Here is a 16,337-nt window from a genome sequence, read left to right on the forward strand (position 1 = left end):
TTCCGGTAGTATAGTTAACGCTTACTATACTCACACTAGCTACAGCGGCGACGCAGGTGCAGGTGCAGGTCCTCTGGGTTTGGGCGACGGTCACGGTGATGGCGTTTCCAATATCACTACCGGTTTGTTGCCAAACTACCTGAGCGTTTCCGGTAAAACACGTCAGAACGACCTGGATGTTGGTTTCACCATCAGCATCAACCCAGGTGCTTCTACAACTCACTCTGGCGTACAAGGTTCTCAACAAGAAAACCGTCAGGCATTCCTGACATTTGGTGATGCTTCCTGGGGTTCTGTGAAACTGGGTAAAGATCTGGGCATCTTCGCTTCAGACGCTATCTTGAACGACATGACATTGCTGGGCGTTGGTTCCGGTGCTGGTTCTCTGGCTGGCAACACCACTACCTTGGGTCGTATCGGTTCCGGTTTCATGTATGCTGACTGGAAATCCCAGGTTGCTTACACTTCACCAAACTGGAACGGTTTCCAATTCACTGCTGGCGTAACCCAATCTTGGGATGCAGTAGGTGATGGTTCTGAACTTGCTGGTGGTGTTTTCACACCTTCTTCAAGTGCTTACAGCACCGGCCGTGGTGGTTCTCAGCCAGCATTTGAAGGTAAAGCTTCTTACGAGTGGACAGGTGACGTAGCAGGTAAAGTTTGGGTTTCTGCTATCAGCCAAAAAGTTGATAACCTGCAAGCAGTTAATGGTGCAGGTGCCGTTGTTGCCTTGGGTAGCGAGCGTGCAAACGCATGGGATCTGGGCGCAACCGTTAACCTGGCTGGCTTTGGCTTGACCGGTTACTACTACGACGGTAAAGGTATCGGCCAGACTCTGCAATTCAACAGAGGCTTCGATGCAACTGGTAAGCGTCGTGACTCCAAAGGTGGTTATGTACAAGGTACATACACAATCCCGGAAGTTGGTACAAAACTGGGCCTGAGCTGGGGTCAGTCCAAACTGGACGGCAACAGTGCTGACGCTTTCAGCGACCTGAAAGATTCTATGTGGACAGTTGGTGCTTACCACCCATTGACCAAGCACTTGAACTTGGTAGCTGAGTATTCTCAGTCCAAAGAAGAGCTGAATGGCGCAACCGATCTGGAAGCTAAAGCAAAAACAGTATCTCTGGGTGCTATCCTGTTCTTCTAATTTAATTGCAGGCTTACCTGCTTAAATTAAAAGTCAGATAAAAACGGCAACTTCGGTTGCCGTTTTTTTATAGGTGCTTGCATATGCCAACTAATTAACTGAGTGATATTGCGTGATGAATTTGTATCCGGTAACCATCGTCGAAAATTTTTATGAAGATCCAGATGCAGTGCGTACATTTGCACTGAACCAGAAATACCAGTACCGCCATCAACTAAAAGATGTGCCGTATGTGTTTCCTGGTGCACGAACCAAAGATTTGTCTGTGATTAACAAACCGTTGTTTGAAAACGTCAGTAATAAAATTATTTCACTGTTTCATAATTCGGAATATGAACGCATGCGCTGGGCGATTGCCACCAATTTCCAAAGCGTGAGTGAAGATTACGGCAGAGGCGTGATTCATACCGATGGCAATGCTGTGTTTGCCGCGGTGTTATACCTGAGTCCTGATGCACCTCTGGATTCAGGTACCTCGTTATTCAGGAAAAACAAACAGTTCGACCAGGCGGCTTATGAAAAAGCGCTGAAGGACAATGACAAGCGTTTTGCCCAGGGCGAAATTGTGATGGACACCAGTTACCATGCCATGTTTGATGAGATTGTCCGTATTAACAATGTCTATAACACCTTGATTCTATACGAGGGTCGCCATTACCACGCTGCCAATAATTTTTTCGGTAAAACGCTGAAAGATTCACGGTTGGCGCAGGTGTTTTTTGTCAGCAGTATCGATGCACAAAAACACAGCTCTTTCCCGATCTGGCGCAGTCAGCAAATCAAGGTTTAATTAGTCATCAATCCCCAGCTCCTGAATCTTGCGTGTGAGCGTATTGCGACCCATGCCCAGCTGGGTGGCGGCTTCAATGCGTCTGCCATCGGTATGCACGAGTGCGCGGGTGATCAGGGTGCGCTCAAACTCCCTGGTTTTGGCTTCCAGGATATTGGATTCGCCACGATTGAGGGCATCGGTCACTTCTTGTGCCAGTGCATCCTGCCAGGATTCACCGCTATGATGTTTGGCGGTATCTTCCTTCAGTTCTGGAGGCAGGTCGCTGACATCGACGTTTTTACCGGGGGCCATGACCGTTAGCCAGTGACAGACATTTTCCAGTTGGCGGACGTTGCCACTCCAGTTGACCGCCATCAGGTATTTGAGGGCGGCAGCCGACAGTTGTTTGGGTTCTACACCTAACTGCTGTGCGCTGTGCGCCAGGAAATGTTTGGCCAGCAAGGGAATATCTTCACGGCGTTCGCGCAGCGGCGGCAGGCGCAGGCGTATCACGTTCAGGCGATGAAACAGGTCTTCACGGAACAGGCCTTGTTTGACGCGTTCTTCCAGGTCCTGGTGGGTGGCGGCAATGACGCGCACATTGACTTTAATCGGCTGGTGGCCACCCACACGGTAAAACTGCCCGTCTGACAACACGCGTAACAGGCGCGTTTGCAAATCGGCGGGCATATCGCCAATCTCATCCAGGAACAATGTACCGTTATCCGCTTGTTCAAAGCGCCCCCTTCTTGCGGCTGCGGCACCGGTAAAGGCACCCCGTTCGTGGCCGAACAATTCGGATTCCAGCAAGTCTTTGGGAATGGCAGCCGTGTTAATGGCAATAAAGGGTTTGTCCGCGCGTTGGCTGTGCCGGTGCAAGGCGCTGGCAACCAATTCCTTGCCGCTGCCTGATTCGCCGTTGATGAGGACAGTGGAGTGGGAGCGGCTGAGGCGGCCAATGGCGCGAAACACCTCCTGCATGGCGGGTGCCTGGCCGATGATTTCCGGCGTGGGGCCGGTATCTTCTACTGTTTCTACCGCTTGCCTCATGCTTTCATCAACTGCCCGTTTGATGATTTCAACCGCCTGTTCCACATCGAAAGGTTTGGCCAGGTATTCAAATGCGCCGCCCTGGAAGGCCGCAACTGCGCTTTCCAGGTCTGAATAAGCAGTCATTATGATGACGGGAATGTCGGGATAGTGTTGTTTGACTTGCGACAGGAAGTCCAGGCCTGAGCCATTGGGCATCTGGATATCGCTGACGATCACCTGTGGTTGCTCGCGATGGAGGGCATTGAGTGCATCAGCGGCGGAGGAAAAGGTTTTAAAGTCCATATCCGTGCGCGCCAGGGCTTTTTCAAATACCCAGCGGATTGATTTATCGTCATCCAGGATCCAGATTGGCTTCATAGCTTCACTTCTTTTCTTGTTTGGTTAATGAGGATAGAGTCATTGGCAGAAAAAACGATGGCTGCTTTTTATGCGTTGCTCTCATGGTTTCTCATGGCTGCGATTTAAATTGCATGCTTTCAATCGGCAATAAAATATGGAAAATGGTTTTGCCCGGTTGTGATTCGCAATCAATCATGCCATGATGCTGCGTAATAAAAGTTTGTGCCAATGCCAGGCCCAGTCCTGTGCCACCTTCGCGACCGGATACCAGCGGATAAAAAATACGTTCTTTGATGCCCGCCGGGATGCCGGGCCCGTTATCAATAATTTCCAGATGTATGCCGACGCGGTAGCGCTTCCTGGCCAGGGTAATCTGGCGCTCTGCGCGGGTACGGAAAGTAATGGTGGCATCTTTGGTGGAGCTTTGTTGCATAGCCTGCGCGGCATTACGTGCAATATTCAATACTGCCTGTATCAGTTTTTCACGGTCGCCGATCAGTTCAGGCAGGCTGGTGTCATAATCGCGGATCACACGGATATTGTTGGGTGATTCGGCCAGCAACAGGCTGCGCACGCGCTCCAGCACTTCATGAATGTTGGTGGGTTCGTATTTGGGTACGCGATGCGGGGCCAGCAACCTGTCCATCAGGCTGTGCAGCCTGTCCGCTTCTTTGATGATGACTTGCGTGTATTCTTTCAGGCCGGGTTGCGGCAATTCAAACTCAAGGAGTTGCGCTGCACCACGCAGACCACCCAGGGGGTTGCGGATCTCATGGGCCAGGTTGCGTAACAGTTCGGAGTTGGCTTGTTGCTGGATCAGCATGCGCTCTTCCCTCGCGATGCGCAGTTGCTGGTCCATTTGTACAAACTCCAGAATCAGCATGTCTTCCGGCGTTTGGTTAAACGTCGAGGAAATCGGTGTCGCGGTGCAGGTGACGGCCGTGGTATGGCCCCGCTGCGTGGTGAGCGTGAACTCATGTTCACGAAAAGGACCTTGTGTTTGTACTGCCTGTGTGACGGCCATTTGCAGGATATCGCAATTCACAAATACGTCATGAATATGCAGGCCGTGAATCTGGTTGGCGCTAAAAGCAAATAAGGTCTCTGCGCTGGAGTTGGCATAGGTGACTTCGAGCTGGCGGTTAAGCAGGATCACCGCTGTAGCGAGATGCTCTAAACCGCTAAAGCCGTCAGGAGATTTTTGGACCATATCTTTGTTAATCTGCATGCGTAGTCACGGTAATATACCTGGTCATGCCCTGTTTTAAAGCAACAACCAGGCCAACTCTGGCAGTTGCAAGGATTAAGGTAAAAATCTTGTCAATAAGGCTTTTCTATAGATTCAACTCTTTATTGAGTAACTGGATATTGCGTTCATGCGCCTGGATTTCGGCCTCGATAATCCGCAGTTTCTCTTCATACTTTGCGACATTCCTGAAGGTTTTCCCTTTGGCTGTTTTGTAGACTTCAGGGGTATTCTTAGCCTCTTCGTATAGCTGCCTTGCGTTCTCAAGTGCTTGTTTTTCCTGATCTAATTCGCTGATGAGAATATCGCGGCGTTTCTGGTCCCGCTGCTGCTGGAGCTGGCTATCCACTTTTGGGAAATTGGCTGGCGAGGCGGGTTTTGCGGCTGGCTTTCTTTCACGCGCAGCAGGCGAAGGGGATGCTTCTTTGGGGCCGGTGATAATTAATTCAGGCTTTTGTTTACCATCCGGCTTGATATTGGTATAGGTCGTCACCCCATTGCTATCGGTATACTTATAAATATCCGCGAAGCCGGGCTGGGTGACCAGCATACAGGCGATCAGGTAAAAAAGTCTTTGCATGGCAATAGTTTAGAGTAGATTTTTCGCGTTATCAACGCGTCCTGAACAGAAATCGTTGACGCTATCCGGTGATTATAAAAAAACAGGGCAGCCATGGCTGCCCTGTTTTGGTGCACTCTCTTGCGATTAGCAGGAATAGTACAGGCCGAACTCAACTGGGTGAGGCGTCATGCGCAGTTTAGTTACTTCGTCCATCTTCAATGCAATGTAGGCATCAATGAAGTCGTCGGAGAATACACCACCGCGTGTCAGGAACTCACGGTCTTTGTCCAATGCTTCCAGCGCCTGGTCCAGTGAAGAACATACGGTTGGGATCAATGCATCTTCTTCTGCTGGCAGATGGTACAGGTCTTTGGTCGCTGGTTCACCTGGGTGGATCTTGTTCTGAACACCGTCCAGGCCTGCCATCATCAAGGCAGCGAATGCCAGGTACGGGTTGGCAGTAGGATCCGGGAAACGGGCTTCGATACGGCGTGCTTTATCGCTGTGTACGAATGGGACACGGATAGAAGCAGAACGGTTCTTGGCAGAATAAGCCAGTTTCACTGGGGCTTCAAAGCCTGGCACCAGGCGCTTGTATGAGTTGGTGCCTGGGTTGGTGATTGCGTTCAGGGCGCGTGCATGCTTGATGATACCGCCGATGTAATACAGCGCGAAATCACTCAGGCCAGCGTAGCCGTTACCTGCAAACAGATTTTTGCCGTCTTTCCAGATGGACTGGTGAACGTGCATACCGGAACCATTGTCGCCAACGATTGGTTTTGGCATGAATGTGGCTGTTTTGCCGTAAGCGTGAGCGGTATTTAACACCACGTATTTCAGGATTTGTGTCCAGTCAGCGCGTTGTACCAGGGTGCTGAATTTGGTGCCGATTTCGCACTGGCCGGCAGTCGCGACTTCATGGTGGTGCACTTCAACAGGCACGCCCAGCTCTTCCAAAGTCATGACCATGGCGGAACGGATGTCATGCAGCGAGTCGACAGGTGGCACCGGGAAGTAGCCGCCTTTAACTGCCGGACGGTGACCGGTGTTACCGCCTTCGAATTTTTCGCCGGATGCCCAGGCGCCTTCTTCCGAGTTGATTTTAACGAAACAGCCTTGCATGCCAGCGTTCCACTCAACGCTGTCAAAAATAAAGAATTCAGGTTCCGGACCAAAGAATGCAGTGTCGCCCAGGCCGCTGGATTTCAGGTAAGCTTCAGCGCGTTTTGCGATAGAGCGTGGGTCACGGTCATAACCTTTGCCATCCGCTGGGTCAACCACGTCACAGGTCAATACCAGTGTGGGCTCATCAAAGAATGGGTCGATAAATGCAGTTTCCGGATCAGGCATCAATTGCATATCGGATGCCTGGATACCTTTCCAGCCAGCGATGGAAGAGCCATCAAACGCATGGCCTTCAGTAAATTTATCTTCGTCGAAGTGAGAAACAGGCACGGTCACGTGTTGTTCTTTACCTCTGGTATCGGTAAAGCGGAAATCAACAAACTTGATGTCGTTTTCTGCAACCAGCTTCATTACGTTTGCAACGGACATTACATTCTCCTCAGGGATAAGGGTCTAAACGAATTAAGTCACACACAAAAACCGGGGCATGTTGCGGATGCCCCGGACCGTGAGTAATACATTTATGATGTGTCGGTGACTGGAAAGGGTCCAGTCACCGGTAAATCTTAGTGTGTAATATTAGCAGGAAGCGTGCCACCCCAGCATAGGCATTTTGTGCGGTTTAGAGGGAAGTCGCATAAAATAGTGAAAACGGATGGCACCATTAGTGTGCATTACAACAAATTAGGCACAAAAATGGTGCATTGCATTGCGGGCCCACTTTTGCAGATATACTCAAGCTTTTTAGTCATTATTTGATCAGGAAATGAAGGTGTTACTTGGATAACGCAGGAAATATTTTAAATCAGGCGCAAGTGCGTGCCGCCCAGAATCATCTGCCGTATGCGGGCGCGTTGACGCCGGAAGAAACCTATCAGGCAATGCAACAGGATGGTTCTGTCATGCTGGTGGATGTCCGGTCACGTGCCGAACTGGAACTGGTAGGGCGCGTTCCAGGTGTGACGCATATTGAATGGGCTTTTTACCCTGGTATGGTTGCCAACCCGGATTTTGCGGCGCAATTGCAGGCGCAAGTGGATAAAAACAGCACGGTTGTGTTTATGTGCCGTACCGGTGGCCGCAGCCACAATGCCGCGTTATTGGCGCAGCAACTGGGTTACAGCAAGGCTTATAACATGCTGGAGGGCTTCGAAGGCGAAGCCAATGAGCATAAGCAGCGCACACTGATCAACGGCTGGAAGCATGCCGGGTTACCCTGGACAAACTAATTTCCGTATGACAGTTGAGAAATATGCGGTGATTGGCCACCCCATAGCGCACAGCAAATCGCCGCTGATACACCAGGCGTTTGCCGCGCAGTTTGGCAAGGTCATCAGCTACGAGAAAATACTGGCGCCATTGGATGGCTTTACCGAAACCGTGCACAGATTGCAGGCAGAAAGTTTTCTTGGCGCCAATGTGACCGTGCCCTTCAAGTTTGAAGCCTTTAATCTATGCAATAGCTTAAGTGAGCGCGCACAGGCACTGGAAGCGGGCGCAGTGAATACCTTGTCTTTTCTGGGGGAGGGGCAGATCCGCGGTGATAATACCGATGGGGCCGGGTTGAGACGTGATATTGAAAATAATCTCGGTTTCTCCATCGCTGGCAAGCGGCTCCTGATGCTGGGTGCTGGCGGTGCGGCCCAAGGCGTGCTGGGCTCCCTGCTGGATGCAGCGCAGATCGTGATTGCCAACCGCACGCCAGGTAAGGCGCTGCCCATGGTGGCAGCCATTCGACATTCCCTGGAGGCCAGCGCCAGCACGTTTGAGGCACTCGACCAGTCATTTGACCTGGTGATTAACGCGACGTCTGCCGGGTTGACCGATAGCAAGTTACCAATCCCTGATTGCGTGTTTACTGCCAATACGCTGGCGTATGACATGATGTATGGGCGCGACACGCCTTTTATGCAGCAGGCGCGTACGGCCGGTGCGCAAGTGGCAGATGGCTTGGGGATGCTGGTGGAGCAGGCCGCTGAAGCTTTTCACAGCTGGCATGGTTTGCGTCCGCAGACTGCGCCAGTGATCAAGTCATTCCGCCAGTTCTGATTACACTTCAGTATCATGAAGCAAACTCTCAAACTGTTCCTGGGCATATTGCTGCTGTGGGTATTCCTGTATCAGGTCTGGGTGTTATTACATATTCTCTGGTGGGTCGATCATAATCCGGGTTCCACCGCCTTTATGCAGGCACGGCTGGAGGTGATGCAGGCGACCAATCCCAAGGCAAAACTGCAGCAGCAATGGGTGCCGTATGCCCGTATCAGCGGTCATTTAAAGCGGGCAGTGATTGCGGCAGAGGATAGCAAGTTTGTGGAACACAATGGTTTTGACTGGAATGGCATAGAAACGGCGTTTGCAAAGAATCTCAAACAAGGCCGGATTGTAGCCGGTGGTTCGACCATTACCCAGCAATTGGCCAAAAACCTGTTTCTATCCGGCCATAGAACGCCGTGGCGTAAAGCGCAGGAGGCGGTGATTACCTTTATGCTGGAAAAATTATTGAGCAAACGCCGGATTCTGGAAATCTACCTCAATGTGATTGAGTGGGGTGATGGGGTGTTTGGGGCGGAAGCGGCTGCGAAACACTATTTTCACGGCAGTGCCAAAGCACTGGGCCCGCCAGAAGCTGCGTATCTGGCGGCCATAATTCCAAACCCGCGCTTTTACGATGTGCATCGCAAAACGCGCTTCCTGGGCCGTCATGCGGCTACCATCCAGGCCAGGATGCGATTGGTCAAAATACCTTGATTTCCATGGCTTGTTCAGAAGATTAGCCACGCAGCATCGCCCATAGAATAGCGCTTATAACTATTTGAATGTGGTTCCGCCGCACACAAATAGCAGGTGCCTCACAGGCACCTGGGGATCGGTTGCATGTTAACCTTAGCCCTGAACAGCGAGTGTTTTTAACAAGGGTGTGAGGTAACGGCCGGTATAACTGGCCGTATTTTTTGCCAGTGTTTCCGGCGTGCCTATGCCGACCACGGTACCTCCGCCATCACCACCTTCCGGTCCCATATCAATCAGCCAGTCTGCGGTTTTAATCACATCCAGGTTGTGCTCGATAATCACTACGGTATTACCCGCGTCACGTAAGCGGTGGATCACGTCCAGCAACAGCTGGATATCGGCAAAGTGCAGGCCGGTGGTGGGTTCATCCAGGATATACAAGGTACGGCCGGTATCGCGCTTGCTTAATTCCAGCGCCAGTTTCACACGTTGCGCTTCGCCACCGGACAAGGTGGTGGCAGATTGCCCCAGCGTGATATAACCCAAGCCGACATCCAACAGTGTTTTGAGTTTACGTGCAATCACGGGTTGTGCACTGAAGAACTGATGCGCCTGTTCCACCGTCATTTCCAGTACTTCACGGATATTCTTGCCCTTGAACTGGATCTCCAGGGTTTCGCGGTTGTAGCGATGGCCTTTACAGATATCGCATGGCACATATACATCTGGCAGGAAGTGCATTTCAACGCGGATGACACCATCACCCTGGCAGGCTTCACAACGGCCACCCTTGACGTTAAATGAGTAACGGCCAGGACCGTAACCGCGTGCGCGGCTTTCCGGCACGCTGGCAAACAAGTCGCGGATAGGGGTAAACAGACCGGTATAAGTCGCGGGGTTGGAACGTGGTGTGCGGCCAATCGGGCTTTGGTCGACATCGACCACCTTGTCAAAAAACTCCAGCCCTTCAATGCTTTGGTAGGGCGCAGGTTCAGTGCTGCTGCCATACAAGTGGCTGGCCACTGCGCGGTACAGCGTATCGTTAATCAGGGTGGATTTACCACTGCCTGACACACCCGTCACGCAAGTCAGCAGGCCGACCGGAATTTCGACACTGACATTTTTCAGGTTGTTGCCGGTGGTACCGTTCAGCCTGAGCATGCGCTCGGGATCAGGTTTGGTGCGCGGCAGTTTGAACTGAATCTGTTTTTTACCGCTGATATATTGACCGGTCAGTGAGTTAGGGTCAGCCTCAATCTCAGCCGGGGTACCAATTGACACAATCTTGCCGCCATGTTCGCCGGCACCAGGCCCGATATCGACAATAAAATCCGCCAGTTGGATCGCATCCTGGTCGTGCTCGACCACAATAACGCTATTGCCGAGGTCGCGCAGACGCTTGAGCGTTTCCAGTAAACGGTCATTGTCGCGTTGGTGCAGTCCGATGGATGGCTCATCCAGCACGTACATCACGCCGGTCAGGCCACTGCCGATTTGCGAGGCCAGGCGGATGCGCTGCGCTTCACCGCCGGACAGGGTTTCGGCCGAACGTGACAGGGATAAATAATCCAGGCCGACGTTGGTCAGGAATTTCAAGCGGCTTTCAATTTCCTTGACGATTTTGTCGGCAATCGCCAGCTTCTGGCCGCTGAGGTGTAAATTCTCGAAGAAACTCAGCGCCTGTTTGAGCGGCACTTCGCAAATCTGGTGGATATTGCGGTCACCGACCTTGACGTGGCGTGCTTCCTTGCGCAAGCGGGTACCGGCACAATCTGGGCATGCCGTGGCGTTGATATATTTGGCCAGTTCATCACGCACCGCAGTTGAGTCGCTCTCGCGGTAGCGGCGTTGCAGGTTGTTGATAATGCCTTCAAACGTATGTGACTTGCTGAAGAATGTGCCACGCTCATTCAGGTATTTGAACGTGATTTGTTCGCGACCGGAACCGAATAGCAAAGTTTGCTGGATTTCTTCCGGCAGGTTTTCAAATGGGGACTCCAGGTCGAAACCATAATGCTGGCTCAGGCTGGCCAGCATCTGGAAATAGAACTGGTTACGTTTATCCCAGCCTTTAATGGCACCGCTGGCCAGTGATAAATGTGGGAAAGCCACCACGCGCTTGGGGTCAAAAAACGTGACTTGGCCCAGGCCATCGCACTTCGGGCAGGCGCCCATCGGGTTGTTAAAACTGAACAAGCGCGGTTCGAGTTCCGCCAGTGAGTAGTCACACACCGGGCAGGAAAACTTGGCCGAGAACAAATGTTCTTTGTCCGTATCCATTTCCAGCGCAATCACTTTACCATCGGCCAGCCGCAAGGCAGTTTCCAGCGATTCAGCGATACGCTGTTTCATGTCTTCGCGCACCTTGAGGCGGTCAACCACCACGTCCACGCTATGTTTGGTAGTTTTGGCCAGTTGTGGCAACTCATCCATTTCATAGACTTTGCCATCAATGCGCAGGCGCACAAATCCTTGTGCCTTGAGCGTATCAAACAGATCCAGCTGTTCGCCTTTACGGTTGGAAACAACAGGTGCCAGCACCATCAGTCTTGTGTCTTCCGGCAGTTTGAGGATGCTGTCCACCATCTGGCTGACGGTTTGCGCTTCCAGCTTGATGCCGTGATCCGGGCATTCCGGGTCGCCTGCACGTGCGTACAGCAAACGCAAATAGTCATGGATTTCAGTCACGGTACCCACAGTGGAGCGCGGGTTGTGCGAAGTGGATTTCTGTTCGATGGAAATCGCAGGCGACAAACCTTCAATCAGGTCGACATCCGGTTTGTCCATGCGTGCCAGGAACTGGCGCGCATAAGCCGATAAACTTTCTACATAGCGGCGCTGCCCTTCTGCATAAAGCGTATCAAAAGCCAGCGAGGATTTTCCCGAGCCGGAGAGCCCGGTAACAACCACTAACTGGTTGCGTGGAATATCCAGATTGATGTTCTTCAGATTGTGGGTGCGCGCCCCGCGAATTTTGATAAATTCCATGATACTTTCACGAACAGACAGCCAACCTGATAATATACGCAATTATTCTGAATTAGCCAAAGTTTCTTCTGGCGCCCAAGCTTCATTATTGATATCGCCATGCAGTTTTCTGAAAAAATGACCAGACTGGAGACACGCGCCTCTATTGCGCTCGCCTCTATTTACGGCCTGCGCATGCTGGGCATGTTCCTGATTCTACCCATTTTTGCCATTTATGCAGAAACGCTGGAAGGTGGTAGTAACCACACCCTGATCGGCCTAGCATTGGGCGCTTACGGCTTTATGCAGGTCATCTTCCAGTTACCGTTTGGCATGGCATCGGATCGCTTCGGCCGCAAAAAACTGATTTATGTCGGGTTGTTACTGTTCGCCATCGGCGGTATTTGTGCCGCCACTGCCACGGATATCTATATGGTGATTGCCGGACGCGCCATCCAGGGGGCGGGTGCCATTTCTGCCGTGATTACGGCGCTGGTGGCAGACTCAACGCGCGAAGAACACAGGACGCAGGCAATGGCGATGATAGGCGCCACCATAGGCATGACCTTTGCCGTTTCACTCGTGCTCGGCCCTGTGCTTAACCAGTGGATAGGCGTGCCAGGCATGTTCTGGTTAATGGCGGTGTTATCCGTGGCGGCCATTGCGGTGGTTAAATTTGGGGTACCCACGCCACTCAATGCGCATATGCATTCGGATGCGCAGGCGGTGCCGGCACGTATGCGGGAAGTATTGCGTGACACGCAGTTATTGCGCCTGAATTTCGGAACCTTCTGTTTGCATGGCGCACAAATGGCCATGTTTATGGTGGTGCCGTTTGCGATCAAGCATAGTACCGGCCTCAATGAAAATGCGCACTGGAAAATTTATCTGCCGGTGCTGGTGCTGTCATTTATTCTAATGGTGCCAGCCATTATTTATGCCGAAAGAAAAGCCAAGCTGAAACCGGTGTTTGTCAGTGCGGTGGCATTGATGCTGCTGACGCAGATTGCCTTTATGTTCAGCCTGCATAGTTTGTGGGGTATTGTCGCGACATTGTTCTCTTACTTCGTCGCATTCAATATCCTGGAAGCTTCCCTGCCATCACTGATTTCAAAAATGGCACCCGTGGCAGCCAAAGGCACGGCAATGGGCGTGCACAATACCGCGCAATCGTTTGGCATGTTCCTGGGGGCGGCGCTGGGCGGCTGGTTATCACACAGCTATGGGAGCGCCACGGTATTTGTCTTCTGCGCCGCATTGATGCTGATCTGGTTTGGTCTGGCATTAGGCATGCAGCCACCGCCCAGCGTCAAAACCAAAATGTTCCACATACAAGGGTATAATGATGCGCAAGCCGCCCGGCTGGCGCAAGATGTACGCGCCATGGAAGGCGTGTATGAAGTGGTTGCGATTCCCTCTGAAACCATGCTCATGGTAAAGTTGGAGAACCAGCGCAGTAAAGAATTTCAGGCGGCATTGTCGCAAGCGATCATGAACAGGATAGGGAGTTAATTGTCATGGCATCAGTCAATAAAGTTATTTTGATGGGCAATCTGGGGCGTGACCCGGAAATCCGCTACATGCCGAATGGCGAAGCGGTCGCCAATTTCAGTATCGCTACCACAGAGAACTGGAAAGACAAGTCCGGCGTACGCCAGGAAAAAACCGAATGGCATAACATCGTCATGTACCGCCGACTGGCTGAAATCGCAGGCGAATACTTGAAGAAAGGTCGTCCGGTATATGTGGAAGGCCGTTTGCAAACCCGTAAATGGGAAAAAGATGGTGTCACGCGTTACAGCACCGAGATCGTAGCTGACCAGATGCAAATGCTGGGTACCGGCCGTGAAGGTGGCAGCACCGCTTATGAGGGGGGTGACATGGATCAGGGCAGTGGTATGGACGATTACAACCAGGCACCCTCACGTCAGCCAGCGATGGGTGGCGGTAATGCGGGTGGGGGTAATCGTAACGCCTTTCAGCCAGCTGCGAGCAAGCCTGCCGGTAATTTCGACGATTTTGATGACGATATTCCGTTTTAATATTTGTCAGTTTGCACAAATAAAAAAGCCCGAAAACTTCGGGCTTTTTTATTATTCAATTACTTGTTCACTTGATGCTATTTTGCCGCTGGCGGCTTGCAGCCTTTTAAATGTAAGTGATCGCTGTCATCTAGTGTGGTTTGATCGCCATTCAAACGTAAGTCCATCGTGCCGTAATGATAAAGCTGTTTGTCTTTGGCATCCCTGAGGAGGTTGATTTCATGGTCCGGTAACATTACCCAAGCCTCTTCCTCATCTTTAGAAAATTTCAGGCCAAAAGACTGATAGTTCTCACATTGATAGTAAATAGCGTCTTTGCCATAGCGCGGTGTTTCTTTGGTGCCTTTATCAAAAACATTAGGCATTTCAAAACTTTTGCAGCCGAATAATAAGGTGGCAGCCACTATCAGGAGCGAAAATTGATAAGCGTTTTTCATCATGTGTTTTATTGTTTTGGATCTCGTCTAAAAGAATATTGTGCCAGTCATGAGGGGCGGACTCAATCGTTTTGCGAAACAGGTTGATAAGTGGCGCGTTGCAGCCTGTCGCGTACAGCGGCCCAGGCTGGCGTATCTGGAGGTGATTCAATCAGGATCACAGAGGCTTGTGCAGCGTCCAGTGTATGTAGGGAAGCATACAGTTGTTCCGCCGCTACTGCAGGCTCCGCTGGCAAGGTAATGGTTGTTTTGAGGTTGGCGATGTCATCGCCAAATAATAAAGCGGCGCCGCCGGGCTTATTTGCGGCGTAGTCCATCAGCGCTGGGCGCGAAGTGAATAATAAACAAGGGGTGTGCGGGGAGTAGTGCAGCAAGTGCTGCCCTGGCGCTTTTGGTGTATGTGTCACTGATTGATTGGCCGGCCTTCCTGCAATCAGGGTAATGGCGGCTTCATCAATCATGCCAGGACGCAATAATTGCCAGGTATCGCCTGTGATACTGACAATGGTCGATTCAATCCCGATCTGGCACGCGCCACCGTCCAGTACCGGAATCTCTGCGCCCAATCCTGCTTCCACATGATCTGCCGTGGTGGGGCTCAGCTGCGTATATTTATTGGCGGAAGGGGCGGCCAAACCTAAACCGCTGTCACGCAGCAATGCAAGCGCGATCGGGTGGGCTGGAACACGCAAAGCCACCGTGGGCTCGCCGGCACGCACAATAGTCGATACTTCTGCGCGTGCTGGCAGTACTAATGTCAGTGGTCCCGGCCAAAATGCCTGTACCAATCTGTGGGCGAGTGGCGGGAACTCACTTGCCCAATCAACCACTTGTGTGGCACTGGCAATATGTACAATCAGTGGATTGTTGGCTGGCCGCTGTTTGGTGGCGTAGATCTTGGCAATTGCCAATTCATTACTGGCATCCGCCGCTAATCCATATACCGTCTCTGTCGGGATGGCGACCACTTCGCCGCGCTGCAGCAGGTCAATCGCCTTTGCCGGGCTGATACGCATCATGTACTCTAATTTGTTAAAAATCCTATTTTACTATTGAAAACCATGGCTGCTAAAGCGTTGGTTCCTATAAAATGCCCGCTTTGATATCCCGCTTTGATATAAGGAGCCGCAGCATGCAAATTCAAGTTCAACACAATCCTGCCGAAACACAATTAAATGCCTTAGGTGTTTCCAAGTGGCCCACCTGGAAAAAAGAGGTGTCGACTTTTGACTGGATATTTCATGAACAAGAGCAGGCTTATATATTGGAAGGTGAGTGTGTGGTGACACCGGTCGGCGGTTCGCCGGTGACTTTCGGTAAAGGCGATTTTGTGGTGTTTCCTGCCGGCCTTAAAGTGGTGTGGGAAGTGAAGCGGCCATTACACAAGCATTACCATCTGGATGGTAATGTGCTGACGCAAACCTGGCTGCGTATCAAGGCAGCTTTCAAGAAATAATTATCAAGTTGTAACAAAATTGTAAAAATGAAAAATAGGGGTTGACCGTAAAGCTCAGCCCTATATAATGCGCACCTCGTTACGCAACAACGGTAGCGAAAACGGCTTGAGAGCTGACTGTTCTTTAAAAATTTAGATGACTGATAAGTGTGGGTGTTTGTGGTTTTGGTGAAGCGCATTTAATGCGTAGAAGCCTCAGAAAATACAAATGCTTTACACTTAGATTTATGACAAGTATGTACAGTGTTTTTTACACACATACCTTGAAATGAATTTGAGATATAAGCGAATCGAATACCGCCTCGAAAGAGGTAAAAAGTAATAGTTAGGAATTAAACTGAAGAGTTTGATCCTGGCTCAGATTGAACGCTGGCGGAATGCTTTACACATGCAAGTCGAACGATGAACCTTAGCTTGCTAAGGGGATTAGTGGCGAACGGGTGAGTAATATA

General features: G+C 51.2%; 14 protein-coding genes, 1 rRNA gene and 1 pseudogene. 9 read left to right on the forward strand and 7 right to left on the reverse strand.

Annotated features, from left to right (window positions below):
- Positions 1–4: 4 nt before the first annotated feature.
- Positions 5–1,153, forward strand: a pseudogene (locus BLP53_RS11670) (porin); the annotation flags it as partial.
- Between the two features lie 115 nt (positions 1,154–1,268).
- Positions 1,269–1,943, forward strand: a complete 675-nt coding sequence (locus BLP53_RS11675; RefSeq protein WP_091472334.1) for a DUF6445 family protein — start codon at positions 1,269–1,271, stop codon at positions 1,941–1,943.
- Here the strand turns inward: BLP53_RS11675 and ntrC are convergent, their stop codons facing one another.
- The 4 genes from ntrC to glnA all read right to left on the reverse strand — a co-directional run bounded on the left by ntrC (position 1,944) and on the right by glnA (position 6,679).
- Positions 1,944–3,335: a nitrogen regulation protein NR(I) gene (ntrC, locus tag BLP53_RS11680; protein WP_091472335.1), complete on the reverse strand. Its 1,392-nt coding sequence runs from the start codon at positions 3,333–3,335 to the stop codon at positions 1,944–1,946. It abuts the gene before it with no gap.
- A 91-nt stretch (positions 3,336–3,426) separates the two neighbouring features.
- Complete coding sequence (glnL, locus tag BLP53_RS11685) at positions 3,427–4,527, reverse strand: nitrogen regulation protein NR(II) (protein WP_091472381.1); 1,101 nt, start codon at positions 4,525–4,527, stop codon at positions 3,427–3,429.
- 124 nt (positions 4,528–4,651) lie between these two features.
- Positions 4,652–5,143 (reverse strand): DUF4124 domain-containing protein, encoded by a 492-nt coding sequence (locus BLP53_RS11690; protein WP_091472336.1) that lies wholly within the window; start codon positions 5,141–5,143, stop codon positions 4,652–4,654.
- Positions 5,144–5,269: 126 nt separating this feature from the next.
- The gene (glnA, locus tag BLP53_RS11695) at positions 5,270–6,679 is read right to left on the reverse strand and encodes a type I glutamate--ammonia ligase (protein ID WP_091472337.1); all 1,410 of its coding nucleotides are present in this window, start codon (positions 6,677–6,679) and stop codon (positions 5,270–5,272) included.
- Positions 6,680–7,029: 350 nt separating this feature from the next.
- On the opposite strand from glnA, the gene BLP53_RS11700 reads away from it, so the two are divergent.
- Genes BLP53_RS11700 through mtgA form a run of 3 tightly spaced genes read left to right on the forward strand, consistent with a single transcriptional unit; the run spans position 7,030 to position 9,001 of the window.
- Positions 7,030–7,479: a rhodanese-like domain-containing protein gene (locus tag BLP53_RS11700; protein WP_091472338.1), complete on the forward strand. Its 450-nt coding sequence runs from the start codon at positions 7,030–7,032 to the stop codon at positions 7,477–7,479.
- 7 nt (positions 7,480–7,486) lie between these two features.
- A complete protein-coding gene (aroE, locus tag BLP53_RS11705; RefSeq protein ID WP_091472382.1) occupies positions 7,487–8,299 on the forward strand; it encodes a shikimate dehydrogenase in 813 nt (270 codons plus the stop codon).
- Between the two features lie 15 nt (positions 8,300–8,314).
- Entirely contained in the window at positions 8,315–9,001 is a 687-nt protein-coding gene (gene mtgA, locus BLP53_RS11710) for a monofunctional biosynthetic peptidoglycan transglycosylase (protein WP_091472339.1), read from the forward strand.
- A gap of 135 nt (positions 9,002–9,136) precedes the next feature.
- Here mtgA and uvrA read toward each other — a convergent pair whose 3' ends face one another.
- On the reverse strand, positions 9,137–11,971 hold the full coding sequence (gene uvrA, locus BLP53_RS11715; RefSeq protein WP_091472340.1) for an excinuclease ABC subunit UvrA: 2,835 nt from the start codon (positions 11,969–11,971) through the stop codon (positions 9,137–9,139).
- 99 nt (positions 11,972–12,070) lie between these two features.
- Here uvrA and BLP53_RS11720 point away from each other — a divergent pair, with 99 nt between their 5' ends.
- Together BLP53_RS11720 and ssb are read left to right on the forward strand one after the other, a co-directional pair.
- A complete protein-coding gene (locus BLP53_RS11720) occupies positions 12,071–13,462 on the forward strand; it encodes an MFS transporter (RefSeq protein ID WP_091472341.1) in 1,392 nt (463 codons plus the stop codon).
- 5 nt (positions 13,463–13,467) lie between these two features.
- The gene (ssb, locus tag BLP53_RS11725; RefSeq protein WP_091472342.1) at positions 13,468–13,992 is read left to right on the forward strand and encodes a single-stranded DNA-binding protein; all 525 of its coding nucleotides are present in this window, start codon (positions 13,468–13,470) and stop codon (positions 13,990–13,992) included.
- Between the two features lie 77 nt (positions 13,993–14,069).
- Here ssb and BLP53_RS11730 read toward each other — a convergent pair whose 3' ends face one another.
- A complete protein-coding gene (locus BLP53_RS11730; RefSeq protein ID WP_245652817.1) occupies positions 14,070–14,432 on the reverse strand; it encodes a hypothetical protein in 363 nt (120 codons plus the stop codon).
- A 59-nt stretch (positions 14,433–14,491) separates the two neighbouring features.
- Entirely contained in the window at positions 14,492–15,448 is a 957-nt protein-coding gene (locus tag BLP53_RS11735; protein WP_091472343.1) for an L-threonylcarbamoyladenylate synthase, read from the reverse strand.
- A gap of 113 nt (positions 15,449–15,561) precedes the next feature.
- On the opposite strand from BLP53_RS11735, the gene BLP53_RS11740 reads away from it, so the two are divergent.
- Together BLP53_RS11740 and BLP53_RS11745 are read left to right on the forward strand one after the other, a co-directional pair.
- Positions 15,562–15,885, forward strand: a complete 324-nt coding sequence (locus BLP53_RS11740) for a cupin domain-containing protein (protein WP_091472344.1) — start codon at positions 15,562–15,564, stop codon at positions 15,883–15,885.
- Between the two features lie 334 nt (positions 15,886–16,219).
- Positions 16,220–16,337, forward strand: a 16S ribosomal RNA gene (locus tag BLP53_RS11745); the annotation flags it as partial.

It is taken from the genome of Methylophilus rhizosphaerae (assembly GCF_900100975.1).
In the GTDB taxonomy this organism is placed as follows: Bacteria; Pseudomonadota; Gammaproteobacteria; order Burkholderiales; family Methylophilaceae; genus Methylophilus; species Methylophilus rhizosphaerae.

Excerpts from the sequence above, each read along its gene's own strand:
- BLP53_RS11690 (WP_091472336.1), bottom strand. The coding sequence starts at position 5,143 with ATGCAAAGACTTTTTTACCTGATCGCCTGTATGCTGGTCACCCAGCCC.
- ssb (WP_091472342.1), top strand. The coding sequence starts at position 13,468 with ATGGCATCAGTCAATAAAGTTATTTTGATGGGCAATCTGGGGCGTGAC.
- BLP53_RS11730 (WP_245652817.1), bottom strand. The coding sequence starts at position 14,432 with ATGATGAAAAACGCTTATCAATTTTCGCTCCTGATAGTGGCTGCCACC.
- BLP53_RS11675 (WP_091472334.1), top strand. The coding sequence starts at position 1,269 with ATGAATTTGTATCCGGTAACCATCGTCGAAAATTTTTATGAAGATCCA.
- BLP53_RS11740 (WP_091472344.1), top strand. The coding sequence starts at position 15,562 with ATGCAAATTCAAGTTCAACACAATCCTGCCGAAACACAATTAAATGCC.
- glnL (WP_091472381.1), bottom strand. The coding sequence starts at position 4,527 with ATGGTCCAAAAATCTCCTGACGGCTTTAGCGGTTTAGAGCATCTCGCT.
- aroE (WP_091472382.1), top strand. The coding sequence starts at position 7,487 with ATGACAGTTGAGAAATATGCGGTGATTGGCCACCCCATAGCGCACAGC.
- mtgA (WP_091472339.1), top strand. The coding sequence starts at position 8,315 with ATGAAGCAAACTCTCAAACTGTTCCTGGGCATATTGCTGCTGTGGGTA.
- ntrC (WP_091472335.1), bottom strand. The coding sequence starts at position 3,335 with ATGAAGCCAATCTGGATCCTGGATGACGATAAATCAATCCGCTGGGTA.
- uvrA (WP_091472340.1), bottom strand. The coding sequence starts at position 11,971 with ATGGAATTTATCAAAATTCGCGGGGCGCGCACCCACAATCTGAAGAAC.
- BLP53_RS11735 (WP_091472343.1), bottom strand. The coding sequence starts at position 15,448 with ATGATGCGTATCAGCCCGGCAAAGGCGATTGACCTGCTGCAGCGCGGC.
- BLP53_RS11720 (WP_091472341.1), top strand. The coding sequence starts at position 12,071 with ATGCAGTTTTCTGAAAAAATGACCAGACTGGAGACACGCGCCTCTATT.
- glnA (WP_091472337.1), bottom strand. The coding sequence starts at position 6,679 with ATGTCCGTTGCAAACGTAATGAAGCTGGTTGCAGAAAACGACATCAAG.